Annotated in this window: 10 protein-coding genes; 2 read left to right on the forward strand and 8 right to left on the reverse strand. The window is 66.0% G+C overall.

The window, feature by feature from the left end; genetic code table 11:
- The first annotated feature begins 6 nt into the window (after positions 1–6).
- Both ACVIW0_RS05340 and ACVIW0_RS05345 read left to right on the forward strand, forming a co-directional pair.
- On the forward strand, positions 7–3,162 hold the full coding sequence (locus ACVIW0_RS05340) for a multidrug efflux RND transporter permease subunit (protein ID WP_461351387.1): 3,156 nt from the start codon (positions 7–9) through the stop codon (positions 3,160–3,162).
- Between the two features lie 107 nt (positions 3,163–3,269).
- A complete protein-coding gene (locus ACVIW0_RS05345; RefSeq protein WP_461351388.1) occupies positions 3,270–4,409 on the forward strand; it encodes an AAA family ATPase in 1,140 nt (379 codons plus the stop codon).
- A gap of 14 nt (positions 4,410–4,423) precedes the next feature.
- Here ACVIW0_RS05345 and ACVIW0_RS05350 read toward each other — a convergent pair whose 3' ends face one another.
- From ACVIW0_RS05350 to tkt, 8 genes are all read right to left on the reverse strand, one after another.
- Positions 4,424–5,218 (reverse strand): inositol monophosphatase family protein, encoded by a 795-nt coding sequence (locus ACVIW0_RS05350; RefSeq protein WP_461351389.1) that lies wholly within the window; start codon positions 5,216–5,218, stop codon positions 4,424–4,426.
- Between the two features lie 223 nt (positions 5,219–5,441).
- The gene (locus ACVIW0_RS05355; RefSeq protein WP_461351390.1) at positions 5,442–6,539 is read right to left on the reverse strand and encodes a tetratricopeptide repeat protein; all 1,098 of its coding nucleotides are present in this window, start codon (positions 6,537–6,539) and stop codon (positions 5,442–5,444) included.
- Between the two features lie 7 nt (positions 6,540–6,546).
- Positions 6,547–7,236 carry a thiamine phosphate synthase gene (locus ACVIW0_RS05360; protein WP_461351391.1) on the reverse strand — a complete coding sequence of 230 codons (690 nt, stop codon included), beginning with the start codon at positions 7,234–7,236 and terminating at the stop codon, positions 6,547–6,549.
- Positions 7,237–8,262: a class I fructose-bisphosphate aldolase gene (locus ACVIW0_RS05365; RefSeq protein ID WP_461351392.1), complete on the reverse strand. Its 1,026-nt coding sequence runs from the start codon at positions 8,260–8,262 to the stop codon at positions 7,237–7,239.
- A gap of 247 nt (positions 8,263–8,509) precedes the next feature.
- Positions 8,510–9,577, reverse strand: a complete 1,068-nt coding sequence (gene fba / locus ACVIW0_RS05370) for a class II fructose-bisphosphate aldolase (protein WP_461351393.1) — start codon at positions 9,575–9,577, stop codon at positions 8,510–8,512.
- A gap of 40 nt (positions 9,578–9,617) precedes the next feature.
- Positions 9,618–10,814, reverse strand: coding sequence for a phosphoglycerate kinase (locus ACVIW0_RS05375; protein WP_461351394.1), 1,197 nt, complete (start codon positions 10,812–10,814; stop codon positions 9,618–9,620).
- A 180-nt stretch (positions 10,815–10,994) separates the two neighbouring features.
- Positions 10,995–12,002 carry a type I glyceraldehyde-3-phosphate dehydrogenase gene (gene gap / locus ACVIW0_RS05380; protein WP_461351395.1) on the reverse strand — a complete coding sequence of 336 codons (1,008 nt, stop codon included), beginning with the start codon at positions 12,000–12,002 and terminating at the stop codon, positions 10,995–10,997.
- Positions 12,003–12,162: 160 nt separating this feature from the next.
- Positions 12,163–14,166: a transketolase gene (tkt, locus tag ACVIW0_RS05385; protein WP_461357247.1), complete on the reverse strand. Its 2,004-nt coding sequence runs from the start codon at positions 14,164–14,166 to the stop codon at positions 12,163–12,165.
- Between the last annotated feature and the right edge of the window lie 239 nt (positions 14,167–14,405).

Raw genomic sequence — 14,405 nt, forward strand, 5'->3', positions numbered from 1 at the left:
TCCGACATGCCTAGCTTCTTCATCGACAGGCCGATCTTCGCCTGGGTCGTGGCGCTGTTCATCTGTCTGGTCGGCGCGATCTCGATTCCGCTGCTTGCGGTGGCGCAGTATCCGATCATCGCGCCGCCCTCGATCTCGATCTCGACGAGCTATCCCGGCGCGTCGCCGGAGAACCTCTACAACAGCGTGACGCGGCTGATCGAGGAGGAGCTCAACGGTGCCGCCAACATCCTGAACTTCGAATCGACCTCCGACTCGCTCGGCCAGGTCGAGATCATCGCCAACTTCAAGCCGGGCACCGACACCAGCCAGGCTTCGGTCGAGGTGCAGAACCGCCTCAAGCGCGTCGAGGCGCGGCTGCCGCGTGCCGTGATCCAGCAGGGCATCCTGGTCGAGGAAGCCTCCTCCGCCGTGCTGCAGATCATCACGCTGAATTCGACCGACGGCTCGCTGGATGAAGTGGGCCTCGGCGACTTCATGATCCGCAACGTGCTGGGCGAGGTGCGCCGCATCCCCGGCGTCGGCCGCGCCACGCTGTATTCGACCGAGCGCAGCTTGCGCGTCTGGATCGATCCGGCCAAGCTGGTCGGCTACGGCCTGTCGGCCGACGACGTCAACAAGGCGATCGCGGCGCAGAACGCCCAGGTCGCCTCCGGCAGCATCGGCGCCGAGCCGAGCACCGACACGCAGAAGATTTCGGCGCAGGTGCTGGTCAAGGGCCAGCTCTCCTCGCCGGACGAATTCGGCGCGATCATCCTGCGCGCCAATCCCGACGGCTCGACGGTCCGGCTGCGCGACGTCGCGCGGATCGAGGTCGGCGGCCTCAGCTATCAGTTCAACACCCGCGTGAACGGCAGGCCGACGGCCGGCCTCTCGGTGCTGCTGTCGCCGAAGGGCAATGCGCTGGCGACCGCGAGCGCGGTGGAAGACAAGATGCAGGAGCTGTCGCGCTTCTTCCCGGCCAACATCTCCTACGAAATCCCCTACAACATCACGCCCGTGGTGAAGGCCTCGATCGAGAAGGTCCTGATGACGCTGGTCGAGGCGGTGGTGCTGGTGTTCGTCGTGATGTTCCTGTTTCTGCAGAACATCCGCTACACCATCATTCCGACCATCGTGGTTCCGGTCGCGCTGCTCGGCACCTGCGCCACGCTGATGGCGGTGGGCTATTCGATCAACATGCTGACCATGTTCGGCATGGTGCTGGCGGTCGGCATCCTGGTCGACGACGCCATCGTCGTGGTTGAGAACGTCGAGCGCATCATGGCCGAGGAAGGCCTGCCACCGAAGGAAGCCACCCGCAAGGCGATGTCGCAGATCACCGGCGCCATCATCGGCATCACGCTGGTGCTGATGGCGGTGTTCGTGCCGATGGCGTTCTTCCCGGGCTCGGTCGGCATCATCTATCGGCAGTTCTCGGTCACCATGGTGGCGGCGATCGCGTTCTCGGCGCTGCTCGCGCTGTCGCTGACGCCGGCGCTCTGCGCGACTTTGCTCAAGCCGGTCGAGAAGGGCCACGGCCATGCCCGCAAGGGCGTGTTCGGCTGGTTCAACCGCGTGCTCGACACCAGCCGCGCCGGCTACACCCGCACGGTGCAGGGCTCGCTGAAGCGCACCGGCCGGCTGATGCTGATCTATCTCGTGCTGTTTGCGGGCGTCGCCTACGGCTTCGTGCGGCTGCCCGGCGGCTTCCTGCCGGTCGACGACCAGGGCTTCATCACGACCGACGTGCAGACGCCGTCGGAATCGTCCTACGCGCGCACCGAGGCTGCGGTCGAGCAGGTCGAGAAATACCTGAAGGACCGTGCCGGCATCGAGAACGTGACGTTCCTCACCGGCTTCAGCTTCCTCGGCCAGGGCATGAACACCGCGCAGGCCTTCATCACGCTGAAGGACTGGTCGGAGCGCGGGTCGAAGGATTCCGCGGCGGCGATCGTTGCCGACATCAACCGCGACCTGTCGTCGATCCGCGACGCCAGGATCTCGGCGCTGCAGCCGCCGCCGATCGACAATCTCGGCAACTCCTCGGGCTTCTCGTTCCGCCTGCAGGATCGCGGCCAGAAGGGCTATGCGGCGCTGATCGCCGCAAGCGACCGCCTGGTCGCGGAAGCCAATGCCAGTCCTGTGCTGCAGAAGGTCTATGTCGAGGGCCTGCCGCCGGCGCCGCAGGTCAATCTGATGATCGACCGCGAGAAGGCGGGTGCGTTCGGCCTCACCTTCGAGGACATCAACAACACGATCTCGACCAATCTCGGCTCGAACTACATCAACGACTTCCCGAACCGCGGGCGGATGCAGCGCGTCGTCGTGCAGGCCGACAAGGCCAGCCGGATGAAGCCGGACGACATCCTCAATTACAACGTCAAGAACAGCCGCGGCCAGCTGGTGCCGTTCTCAGCCTTCGCCAGCATCGAATGGACCAAGGGGCCGACGCAGATCGCGGGCTTCAACTACTATCCGGCGGTGCGCATCTCCGGCGAGGCGAAGCCCGGCTTCACCTCGGGCGATGCGATCGCCGAGATGGAGCGGCTCGCCGACAAGCTGCCGCGCGGCTTCGGCTATGAGTGGACCGGCCAGTCGTTGCAGGAGAAGCTGTCGGGTTCGCAGGCGCCGTTCCTGCTCGCCCTGTCGGTGCTGGTGGTGTTCCTGCTGCTTGCCGCACTCTACGAGAGCTGGACCATTCCGCTCGCGGTGCTGCTCACCGTGCCGCTCGGCATTCTCGGCGCCGTGGTGGCGGCGACGCTGCGCGGCCTGCCGAACGACGTCTATTTCACCGTCGGCCTGATCACCATCATCGGCCTCGCCGCCAAGGACGCGATCCTGATCATCGAGTTCGCCAAGGATCTGCGGGCGCAGGGTAAGCCGCTGGTCGAGGCGACCATCGAGGCGTGCAGTCTCCGCTTCCGCCCGATCCTGATGACCGGTCTCGCCTTCGTCTGCGGCGTGCTGCCGATGGCGATCGCGGCCGGCGCCGGCGGCGCCAGCCAGCAGGCGCTCGGCACCTCTGTCATGGGCGGCATGATCGCCGTGGTGATCCTCGCGCTGCTCCTGGTGCCGGTGTTCTTCGTCAGCGTGCAGCGCGTGCTGGCCGGTGACCGGGAGAAGGCGCCGGAGAACGCCGAAGTCTACGGCCCGCCTGCGCCGGCAAGGGGAGGCCACTGATGTCCGTCGGCGACGCCTCCGGCTTGCTTTCGCGAGGCAGTCAATCCAGATTGCAGCTCTGGATTGAACGGGGGGCGTGCAGGCAACCCGAGGATTGAGAGCATGTGATGCGGCCGAGCGATATTGCGATCTCGAACTATCGCTCGATCCGACGGCTCTCGATGCCCATTCAACCGCTCTCCGTCTTTGTCGGCGAGAACGGCGTCGGCAAATCCAATCTCTACAAGTCGCTGTCGCTGCTGCGCGACGCGGCGACCGGCCGGATCACCCGCACGATCGCCGACGAGGGTGGGTTGAACTCGGTGTGCTGGTCCGGCGTCCGCCGGCGGGGCGAGGATGCGCGGCTGCGGCTGGCGGTCAGATTCGAGCACGTCAATTACGCAATCGAGCTCGGACATCCCGGCCCGGTCGAGGCGGCGTTTCCCGGCGAACCGATGATCAAGTCCGAACGCATCGAGGCGATCCACGGCAAGCGCAAGGTGCTGATGATGGAACGGACCAATTCGCACGTCAGCGTCCGCGGCGAGAGCGGGGCCTGGAGCGAGCACAAGAATGCGGTGCTGCCGTCGGAAACCGCGCTCGCCGATTTCATCGACGGCCAGACCTGTCCCGAAGTCGGACTGATCAGGAACGCGTTGCAGAGCTGGCGCTTCTATCACGACTTCCGCACCGATCCGGCGTCGCCGATCCGCAAGCCCTGTCTTGCGATCACGACGCCGTCGCTGAGCGCCGATGGCAGCGATCTGGCCGCCGCCTTGGCAACGCTCAGCGCGATCCGGCAGGATGCGGTCGACTTGCAGGATGCGATCGAGGATGCATTTCCGGGTGCCGAGCTCCGGGCATGGGACGACAACGGGCGGTGCGAATTCGAGCTGCGGCAGGCGGACATGCCGCGCGCGTTCAGGGCGCACGAACTATCCGACGGCACGCTGAAATATATCTGCCTGCTCGCGGTGTTCATGGGCTATCGGCTGCCGCCGTTCATCGCGCTGAACGAGCCCGAGACCAGCCTGCATCCGTCGCTGCTCGCGCCGTTGGCCCGGCTGATCGCCAAGGCGTCGCGCCGCGCCGACATCTGGATCGTCACCCATTCGGAACAGCTGATGGAGGCGCTGCGCAGCGCGAGCTCGGTGCCGCTGCGCCGAGTGATCAAGGCAAAGGGCGCCACCGCCATCGAGGGCCTGACCCTCAGCGGCGAGTTTCGTGACGGACAAGACGACGAGGACGACGACGATGACGACGATTGAACGTCGTCGTCGCATTACTGCCCGAGCGGCTTGAGGATCTTGATCAGCTCGCCGTGCACGAACTCGTTGCCGCAGACCACGTGGCCGGTCTGCAGCGGGTCGTCATTGCCCTGGATGCCGGAGATCGTGCCGCCGGCTTCGCGGACCATCAACAGGCCGGCCGCGATGTCCCATGGCTGCAAATTGCGCTCCCAATAGCCGTCGAAGCGGCCGGCGGCGACGAAGGCGAGGTCGAGCGAGGCGGCGCCGAAGCGGCGGAAGCCCGCCACCTTGGTCTGCAGCGCGGCCATCTCCTGCTGCGCCAGCTGGTGATTGCCGCGGCCGATATGCGGCAGGCCGCAGGCCACCACGCATTCGTTGAGCTGGCGGCGGCCGGCGACACGCAGCCGCTGGTCGTTGAGGAACGCGCCCTTGCCGCGCTCGGCGATGTAGAGCTCGTCATTGGCGGGATTGTAGATCACGCCGGCGATCACGGTGTCTTCGCGCAGCAGCCCGATCGAGATCGCGAATTGCGGGATGCCGTGCAGGAAGTTGGTGGTGCCGTCGAGCGGATCGACGATCCAGGTGTGGGTCTTGTCCGGGCCTTCGCGCTTGCCGCCTTCCTCGCCGAGGAACCCGTAGCCGGGGCGGGCCTTTTCGAGGTCGGTGTAGAGCATCTCCTCGGCGCGCTTGTCGGCCAGCGACACGAAGTTCGCCGGACCCTTCAGCGACACCTGAAGGTGTTCGATCTCGCCGAGGTCGCGCTTTAGGCTGCGTCCGGCGCGGCGCGCGGCCTTGACCATGACATTGATGAGGGCGGAGTAGAGCATGAGGATGATTTCTTATGCGATTGTGCTGGCTGCGGGTTCAAATCCAATCCCGTCATCCTGAGGTGCGAGCGCAGCGAGCCTCGAAGGGTGCACGGCCCCGGACCGGGCCGTTCATCCTTCGAGACGCGCTACGCGCTCCTCAGGATGACGGGTCAAGAGGGGACGGCAGGGCCGCACCGGATTTCCGGACTGGGTGCCCTCTGGACGTGGCGCCGTCAAGGCGTCATTTGACGTTGTTTCCGATCCATTTTCGCGCGGCTGCCTCGCCCTTGGCGCGGTCTTCCGGGGTCATATCCGCGAGGATGTCGTCGAGATCGGGGTCGCCCTTGCCGGCGGTCTTGGCGACGGTGTGCCATTTCAGGGCCTCGACCTTGTCCACCGGGGCGCCGGCGCCGGTCGCCAGCACATGGGCGAGGCGGTTCTGCGCGATCGCGCTGTTCTGCCGGGCCGCCTTGCGCAGCAGCGCGATCGCCGCCGGCACGTTCCGCGGCGTGCCGGCGCCGTTGTAGAGCGCGATGGCGTATTCGACCTCGGCATCGACATTGTCGGCCAGCGAGGCCGCCTGCAGCAGCCGCGCCGCCTTTTCGAGGTCCTTCGGCACGCCGGTGCCTTCCTTGTAGAAGGTCGCCAGCGCGTATTGCGCCTCAGGGCTGCCGGCGTCGGCGGCCATGCGCAGCAGCTCGGCCGAGCGCTTGAGGTCCTGCGGCAGGGTCTGGCCGTCGAGATAGAGCAGCGCGAGGTTATAGGCCGCCTTGGGCTCGCCGAGCTTGGCCGCCGACGCCAATAGCTTGACCGCGCCATCCTTGTCGACGGTGCCGCCGCGGCCGGCGATCTTCATCATGGCGAGCGCGAACATCGCCTCGCGGTCACCGGCGTCGGAGGCGCGCTTGTACCAGTCGTCGGCCTTGGCGTAGTCGCGCTTGACGCCGAGCCCGTTGGCATAGAGCTCGCCCAGCATCGTCATGGCCTTGGGATCGTTGTTGTTCTGCGCGCGCATCGTCGCGAGGTCGAACGCGGTCTTGTACATGCCGCGCTGATAGGCGCCGTAGACGGTGTCGACGTTGGGATCGTCCGGCATCGGGGTTGCTGACGGCGTCGGGGTGGGCGTCGCGGATGCGCCGGGCTTTGGCGTCGCGGACGCGGCAGGCTTCGGCGCCGGCTGCTTGGCGACCGGCGAATGCACCTTCGGCTTCTCTTTCGACGCCTCCTTCTTCGCGGGCGGCGGCGTCTGGGCTGGCGGCGTGATCGAGAGCTGCGCCATCGCGCCGCTCGCCAGCATCGTGCAGCCGAGCGCAACAGCTATCGGATGCAGGCATTTCATTCCGCCGTCATCCCTCGGCCTTTCCCTCGGCCTTGGCTTTGCCGAACGCGCCGGCATGGGCCTGCGCAATCGCCGCTGCGATCTCGACCAGCGCAGCCTTGGCGCCACGCGGATCGGCCCAGATGACATCTCCGACCAGCACGAAATCGGCGCCGGCCGCCGCGAACGCCTCGGCTTCCTCGCGCGAGGCCGCAAAGCCGACACAGGGCGGCTCGAACAATTCATCCCACCATTCCAGCCGCTCGGCGATCGCCTCACGCGACGGCCGCTGTCCCTTGGCGTCGGGTTCGCCGAACAGCACATAGTCGGCGCCGGCCTCGCCCGCGGCCATGGAATCGTGGCGCGTCACGAGCCCGCCGACGCCTGTGATGCGGTCCGGCTTCAGCGCGGGCGCGGCCTCTTCCATCGCGGCAAGGCCGGTCAGATGCGCGCCATCGGCGCCGGCGCGGGCCACGATGTCGGGATGGCCGTCGATCAACAGCGCGGCACCGGCGTTCTGGATCGCGGGCGCGAGCGCCTTCACGGTCGAGATCATGCTGCGCGGGTCGCTCTCGCGCAGCCGCACCAGCACGGCCGCGACATCGGCCGCGGCGAGCAACTCGGTGAGCTCGGCCGCGAGCCGCGACGGCTCGTCGACCGGCGGCGTTGCCAGATAGAGGCGCGGCGCCGGGCGCGGCGGAACGGGCTTGCTGGCCAATTATGCCGCCTGCTTTTCGAGGCCGGCTTCCCAATTGCCGGTGCTCGCCAGCCCGTTCATCCGGGCGCGATGCGAGAAGGCGCGCTGGCCGGCCGGGACGTTGTCGGGCTTGCCGGACCACGCCTTTTGCGGCGCGGCCTGCAAGGCCCGGCCATAGGAGAAGGTCAGCCGCCAGGGCAGATGGCCGATCTTATTCATGGCGTCGAGATGCGCGGTCGCTTCCTCGTCGCTCTGTCCGCCGGAGAGGAAGGCGATGCCGGGCACCGCGGCCGGCACGCAGCTCTTGAGCAGGCGGATGGTCTTCTCGGCGACTTCCTGCACCGAGGCCTGCTTCGGGCATTTCTTGCCCGAGATCGCCATGTTCGGCTTCAGGATCATGCCTTCGAGCGCGACGCGCTGCACCCGCAATTCCTGGAAGGTGCGGTTCAGCACGCGCTGCGTCACCTCATAGCAGCGGTCGATGTCGTGATCGCCGTCCATCAGCACCTCGGGCTCGACGATCGGGACGATCTGCGCGGCCTGGCACAGCGCGGCGTAGCGCGCCAGCGCGTGGGCGTTGACGCGGATCGCGGTCTGGGTCGGGATACGCGGCCCGATATCGATCACCGCGCGCCATTTCGCAAAGCGCGCACCGCGCTCGTAATATTTCTTCAACCGCTCGGCGAGCCTGTCGAGCCCGACGGTGACGAGTTCGCCGGGGCAGTTCGGCAGCGGCTGGGTGCCTTCGTCGACCTTGATGCCGGGGATGCTGCCTGCCTGCTCGATCAGCTTGATCAGCGGCGTGCCGTCCTTGGCATTCTGCCAGATGGTTTCGTCGTACAGGATGACGCCGGAGATGTACTTGCTCATCGCCTCCTGCGAGCGGAACAGCATCTCGCGATAGTCGCGGCGATTGTCCTCGGTCGAATCGACCTTGATGGCGTCGAACCGCTTCTTGATGGTGCCGGAGGATTCGTCGGCGGCAAGGATGCCCTTGCCCGGGGTGACCATGGCGAGGGCGATTTTGTTGAGGTCAGCGAGGTTCATGAAAGCGTCCTCCAGAGCGCATTGCCTTTGCAAACCAAAATAGGCGGTTCTCGGGCAAATGCCTAGAAAACGTTCGTCGCGGCCGGCGTTTGAACGTTCCACCTCTCCCATTGGGAGAGGTCGCACCGAAGGCGCGGGTGAGGGGATGTGCTCTATCGAGGACCTGAACCCCTCACCCGGATCGCTGGCGCGATCCGACCTCTCCCCGATGGGGAGAGGTGATCGCAGTCCTCGGCGAGAAGAGCGCTTACGCCACCTTCGGGTCGAGCTGCCCCGCGGCGTAGCGCTTGGCCATCTCGGCCGTGGTCAGCACCTTCTTGATCTTGCTGGCCTGGCCCGCGGTGTTGAACTCCTGCAGGCGCTGCTTGCACAGCTTGGTCATCGCGTCCATCGCGGGCTTCAGGTATTTGCGCGGATCGAACTCTTCCGGATTGTCCTTCAGAACTTTCCGGATCTGGCCGGTCATCGCCATCCGGTTATCGGTGTCGATGTTGATCTTGCGCACGCCGTTCTTGATGCCGCGCTGGATCTCGGCGACCGGCACGCCCCAGGTCGGCTTCATCTTGCCGCCATTGGCGTTGATGATCTCCTGCAGCTCCTGCGGCACCGACGAGGAGCCGTGCATGACGAGATGCGTGTTCGGCAGCTTGCGATGGATTTCCTCGATCACGTTCATGGCGAGGATGTCGCCGTCCGGCTTGCGGGTGAACTTGTAGGCGCCGTGCGAGGTGCCCATCGCGATCGCCAGCGCGTCGACCTTGGTCTCCTTGACGAACTTCACGGCTTCGTCCGGATTGGTCAGCAGCTGGTCATGCGACAGCTTGCCCTCGGCGCCGTGGCCGTCTTCCTTGTCGCCCATGCCGGTCTCGAGCGAGCCGAGCACGCCGAGCTCGCCTTCCACCGAGATGCCGCCGAGATGGGCCATGCCGGTCACGGTCTTGGTGACACCGACATTGTAGTCCCAGTCGCCGGGGGTCTTGCCGTCGGCCTTCAGCGAACCGTCCATCATGACCGAGGTGAAGCCGGCCTGGATCGCGGTCATGCAGGTGGCGGGCTCGTTGCCGTGGTCGAGATGCACGCAGACCGGGATCTGCGGGTAGATCTCGGTGACGGCGTCCATCATGTGCTTGAGCATGACGTCGTTGGCGTAGGACCGCGCACCGCGCGAAGCCTGGATGATGACCGGCGCGTCGACCTCGGAGGCCGCCGCCATGATCGACAGCGCCTGCTCCATGTTGTTGATATTGAAGGCAGGTACGCCGTAGTCGTGCTCGGCCGCGTGGTCGAGCAGTTGCCGCAACGTGATGCGAGCCATTCGATTTCTCCCTCTAAAGCACGTTCGGATTTGAACTCATTCAACCGTTTTTCAAAACTTCGACGCCCGGCAGCGGCTTGCCTTCCATCCATTCAAGAAACGCGCCGCCCGCGGTCGAGACGTAGGAAAAATCGCCGGCCACGCCCGCCTGGTTCAGCGCCGCGACGGTGTCGCCGCCGCCGGCGACCGAGATCAGCTTCTTCGCCTTGGTGCGCTCGGCGGCATGCTTGGCCGATACCACGGTGCCGCGGTCGAACGGCGTCAGCTCGAAGGCGCCGAGCGGCCCGTTCCAGACCAGCGTCGCCGCATCGTCGATCGCGGCATGGATGCGCGCGATCGATTGCGGGCCGACGTCGAGGATCATGCCGTCGGCCGGGATCGCGTCGAGGCCATAGGCGTGCGACGGCGCGTTGGCGGCAAACTGGCTGGCGACGACGGCGTCGACGGGAAGGATGATTGCGCAATTGGCGGCGTTGGCCTTTTCCATGATCCGCAGCGCGGTCGCCGCGAGGTCCTTCTCGGCGAGCGACTTGCCCACGGCGACGCCTTGCGCGTGCAGGAAGGTGTTGGCCATGCCGCCGCCGATCACCAGCGCGTCGACCTTGTTCACGAGGTTTTCCAGCAGGTCGATCTTGGTCGAAACCTTGGCGCCGCCGATGATCGCGATCACCGGCTTGGTCGGGGCTTCCAGCGCCTTGCCCAGCGCGTCGAGCTCGGCCTGCATGGTGCGACCGGCATAGGCCGGCAGCTTGTGGCCGAGGCCCTCGGTCGAGGCATGGGCGCGATGCGCGGCGGAGAAGGCGTCGTTGACCCAGATGTCGCCGAGCTTGGCCAGCTCCGCGACGAAGCCGGCGTCGTTCTTCTCCTCTTCCTTGTGGAAGCGGGTGTTTTCCAGACAGAGGATGTCGCCGTCCTTGAGGGCTGCAACCGCATTGGCCGCCGCCTCGCCGATGCAATCCTCGGCGAAGCCGACCGGGCGCTTGATCACCTTCGACAGCGCCTCGGCGACCGGCTTCAGCGACTCCTTGGGATCGCGGCCCTTGGGGCGGCCGAAATGGGCGAGCAGGATCACCTTGCCGCCCTTGTCGGAGATCTCGGTGATGGTCGGGGCAACGCGCTCGAGCCGGGTGGCGTCGGTGACGCGGCCGCCTTCCATGGGGACGTTGAGGTCGACGCGCAGCAGCACGCGCTTGCCCTTCACGTTGACGTCGTCGAGGGTACGGAACGATTTTGTCATGGGGTCAACTCGAATTCTGAGCGGTCATTCCGGGGCAACGCGGAGCATCGAACCCTCAGGTGCGCAATTGCGCACCGAGAATCTCGAGATTCCGGGTCTGGTCCTTCGGACCATCCCGGAATGACGGAGGAGCAAAACAATGATGCCCGGCTTTGGGCCGGGCATCGCGAACAGTCGAGCTTAGATCAGCTTGCCGATCGCGACGGCGGTGTCCGCCATGCGGTTCGAGAAGCCCCACTCATTGTCGTACCAGGCCATCACGCGCACCAGCGTGCCGTTCTGCACCTTGGTCTGGTCCATGTGGAAGGTGGCCGAGTGTGGATCGTGGTTGAAGTCGATCGAGACGTTCGGCGCATTGGTGTAGCCGAGGATGCCCTTGAGCTGCTGCTCGGCGGCGCGCTTCATCGCCTCGTTGATCTCCTTGGCGTCGGTGGCGCGCTTGGCGACGATCTTGAGGTCGATCACCGACACGTTCGGGGTCGGCACGCGGACCGAGACGCCGTCGAGCTTGCCCTTCAGTTCCGGCAGCACCAGGCCGATCGCCTTGGCGGCGCCGGTCGAGGTCGGGATCATCGACATCGCCGCAGCGCGGCCGCGATAGAGGTCCTTGTGCAGGGTGTCGAGCGTCGGCTGGTCGCCGGTATAGGCGTGGATCGTGGTCATGAAGCCGGTTTCGATGCCGACGGTGTCGTTCAGGACCTTGGCGACCGGCGCGAGGCAGTTGGTGGTGCAGGAGCCGTTGGAGACGACGAGCTGATCCTTGTTCAGCGTGTCGTGATTGACGCCGTAGACGATGGTGGCGTCGGCGCCGTCGGCGGGCGCCGAGACCAGCACGCGCTTGGCGCCGGCGGCGAGATGCGCCGAGGCCTTGTCCTTGGCGGTGAAGATGCCGGTGCATTCCAGCGCGACATCGACGCCCAGCGCCTTCCACGGCAGCTTGGAGGGATCGCGTTCGGCCGAAACCTTGATCTTGTTGTCGCCGAGGCTGATCGAGTCGCCGTCGACGGTCACGGTGCCCGGAAAGCGGCCGTGCACGGAATCGAAGCGCAGCAGATGTGCGTTGGTCTCGACCGGGCCGAGGTCGTTGATGCCGACCACTTCGATGTCCTTGCGGCCGGACTCGGCGATGGCGCGCAACACATTGCGGCCGATACGCCCAAACCCGTTGATCGCGACGCGGATTGCCATGCTCGTCTCCTCTAAAGCTGTTGTCAGCCCCGCGGGAGGGCTCCCACGAGGTTCTTACGGCGGAACGCCCGGTTCGGCCGGGCGCGTACGGAAAAGATGGAGCTTTGGTAATCCTTTTTTACGACAAGCTCAACCGTGGCCCGCGGGCGTCAGGCCGGCGTCAGACGCGCTTGGTGGCAGCGTTAACGACGGCTTCAGCAGTAATGCCGAAATGCGGGAAAAGGTCCTTCGCCGGGGCGCTGGCACCGAAACCGTGCATGCCGATGAAATCGCCATCATGGCCGATCACGGCATCCCAGCCCCAGCGCACCGCGGCCTCAATCGCGATCTTGACCGGGGCCTTGCCGATAATGGCGTTTTGCCGCTCGGCAGGCTGCGCCAGCAGCAATTCCAGCGACGGCACCGAGACCACCCGCGTCGCGATGCCGCGTCCGGCGAGCTGCTTCTGCGCCTCGACCGCAATCTGGACCTCGGAACCGGAGGCGAACAATGACACTTTTGCGTCACCCTGGGCCGCGACCAGCTCGTAGGCGCCGTGGCTGCACGGGTTGTCGTTCGGCGCTGACGTGCGGAGCTGCGGCAGGTTCTGGCGGGTCAGCGCCAGCACCGTCGGCCCGTCGACGCGATTGAGCGCCAGTTCCCAGCACTCGGCGGTCTCGACCGCATCGCAGGGACGGAACACGCGCATGTTGGGCATTGCGCGCAGCGCGGAGAGGTGCTCGACCGGCTGGTGGGTCGGGCCGTCCTCGCCGAGGCCGATCGAGTCGTGGGTCATGACATAGACGACGCCGGTGCCCATCAGCGCCGACAGCCGCATCGCGCCGCGCGCATAGTCGGTGAACACCAGGAAGGTGGCGCCGTTCGGCGCAAAGCCGCCATGCAGGAAGATGCCGTTGAGGCACGCCGCCATGCCGTGTTCGCGGATGCCGTAATGAATGAAGCGGCCCTTCGGCGTCTTGGCGCCGAACGCCGTCGCCGACTTCGCCTTGTTGTTGTTGGAGCCGGTGAGGTCGGCGGAGCCGGCCACGAATTCCATCGGCATCGCGGCCGCGATCACCTCGATCGCGGCTTCCGACGATTTGCGGGTGGCGACGTTGAGCGGATTTTCCAACAGGCCCTTCTTGAAGGCGCGCAGTCCCTTGGCGAGCGATTGCGGCCGCTCGTGACGGATGCGACGTTCGAACTCGGCGCGCTTGCGGTTGCCGAGCTGCGCGAACTGCTCGTCCCACGCCTTGTGCGCGGCGGCGCCGCGGGCGCCTGCCTCGCGCCAGGCCTTCAACACGTCGTCGGGCACCGAGAACGGCTCGAGCGAGATGCCGAGTTTTTCCTTGGCGGCCTTGAGCTCGTCGGCGCCGAGCGCCTCGCCATGGGCCTTCGCCGTGCCGGCCTTGTGCGGCGCGCCGTATCCGATCGTGGTTTTGCAGGCGATCATCGACGGCTTGTTGGACTTCTGCGCGCGGGTGATCGCAGCGGCAATCGCCTGCGGGTCATGGCCGTCGATCAGCTCGGCAGCCCAGCCGGCGGACTTGAAGCGCTTCACCTGATCGACCGAGTCGGAGATCGAGGTCGGGCCGTCGATCGAGATGCCGTTGTCGTCGTACAGCACGATCATCTTGTTGAGACGCCAGTGGCCGGCGAGCGCGATCGCTTCCTGCGAGATGCCTTCCATCAGGTCGCCGTCGGAGGCCAGCACATAGGTGTGGTGGTTGACGATCTTCTTGCCGAACTCGGCGGCCAGCATCTTCTCGGCGAGCGCCATGCCGACCGCGGTCGCAATCCCCTGGCCGAGCGGACCGGTGGTGGTCTCAACTCCGCTGGTCTCGAAATTCTCGGGATGCCCCGGCGTCAGCGATCCGAGCTGACGGAAACGCTTGATCTGGTCGAGCGTCATGTCCTTGTTGCCGGTCAGGTACAGCAACGCATAGAGCAGCATCGATCCATGGCCGGCCGACAGCACGAAGCGGTCGCGATCGGGCCACGCCGTGTCGGCGGCATCGAATTTCAGGAATTTCGTGAACAGGACGGTCGCGATGTCGGCGGCGCCCATCGGCAGGCCGGGATGGCCGGAATTCGCCTTCTCGACGGCGTCCATGGCAAGGCCACGGATCGCATTGGCCATACGGGTGTGATCGACCTGCGTCATGTTGAAAAGTCCGCTTGGAATGAGGAGCTGATTGCGGGACGCATCGGGGCGGGCAGCCGCGATACGTGCGTGGATGGCCTTACGGGTTGGTGGGTGGATTAGCACCTCAATTCCGCAAGTCCAAGGCGATGAAACGCCCCCAAACGGGGAAAAGTTGCTCGAAATGGCCCTATTTCATTGAACGGTGCATAGTTTCGCGCCGCCGTTGCGCTTGGCTCGCTCGCCACGTAAATTTCGTCCCGTAAACGCTTGCCGAACCG

Source organism: Bradyrhizobium sp. USDA 4454, from assembly GCF_054822705.1.

Excerpts from the sequence above, each read along its gene's own strand:
- ACVIW0_RS05340 (WP_461351387.1), top strand. The coding sequence starts at position 7 with ATGCCTAGCTTCTTCATCGACAGGCCGATCTTCGCCTGGGTCGTGGCG.
- ACVIW0_RS05345 (WP_461351388.1), top strand. The coding sequence starts at position 3,270 with ATGCGGCCGAGCGATATTGCGATCTCGAACTATCGCTCGATCCGACGG.
- ACVIW0_RS05350 (WP_461351389.1), bottom strand. The coding sequence starts at position 5,218 with ATGCTCTACTCCGCCCTCATCAATGTCATGGTCAAGGCCGCGCGCCGC.
- ACVIW0_RS05355 (WP_461351390.1), bottom strand. The coding sequence starts at position 6,539 with ATGAAATGCCTGCATCCGATAGCTGTTGCGCTCGGCTGCACGATGCTG.
- ACVIW0_RS05365 (WP_461351392.1), bottom strand. The coding sequence starts at position 8,262 with ATGAACCTCGCTGACCTCAACAAAATCGCCCTCGCCATGGTCACCCCG.
- fba (WP_461351393.1), bottom strand. The coding sequence starts at position 9,577 with ATGGCTCGCATCACGTTGCGGCAACTGCTCGACCACGCGGCCGAGCAC.
- ACVIW0_RS05375 (WP_461351394.1), bottom strand. The coding sequence starts at position 10,814 with ATGACAAAATCGTTCCGTACCCTCGACGACGTCAACGTGAAGGGCAAG.
- gap (WP_461351395.1), bottom strand. The coding sequence starts at position 12,002 with ATGGCAATCCGCGTCGCGATCAACGGGTTTGGGCGTATCGGCCGCAAT.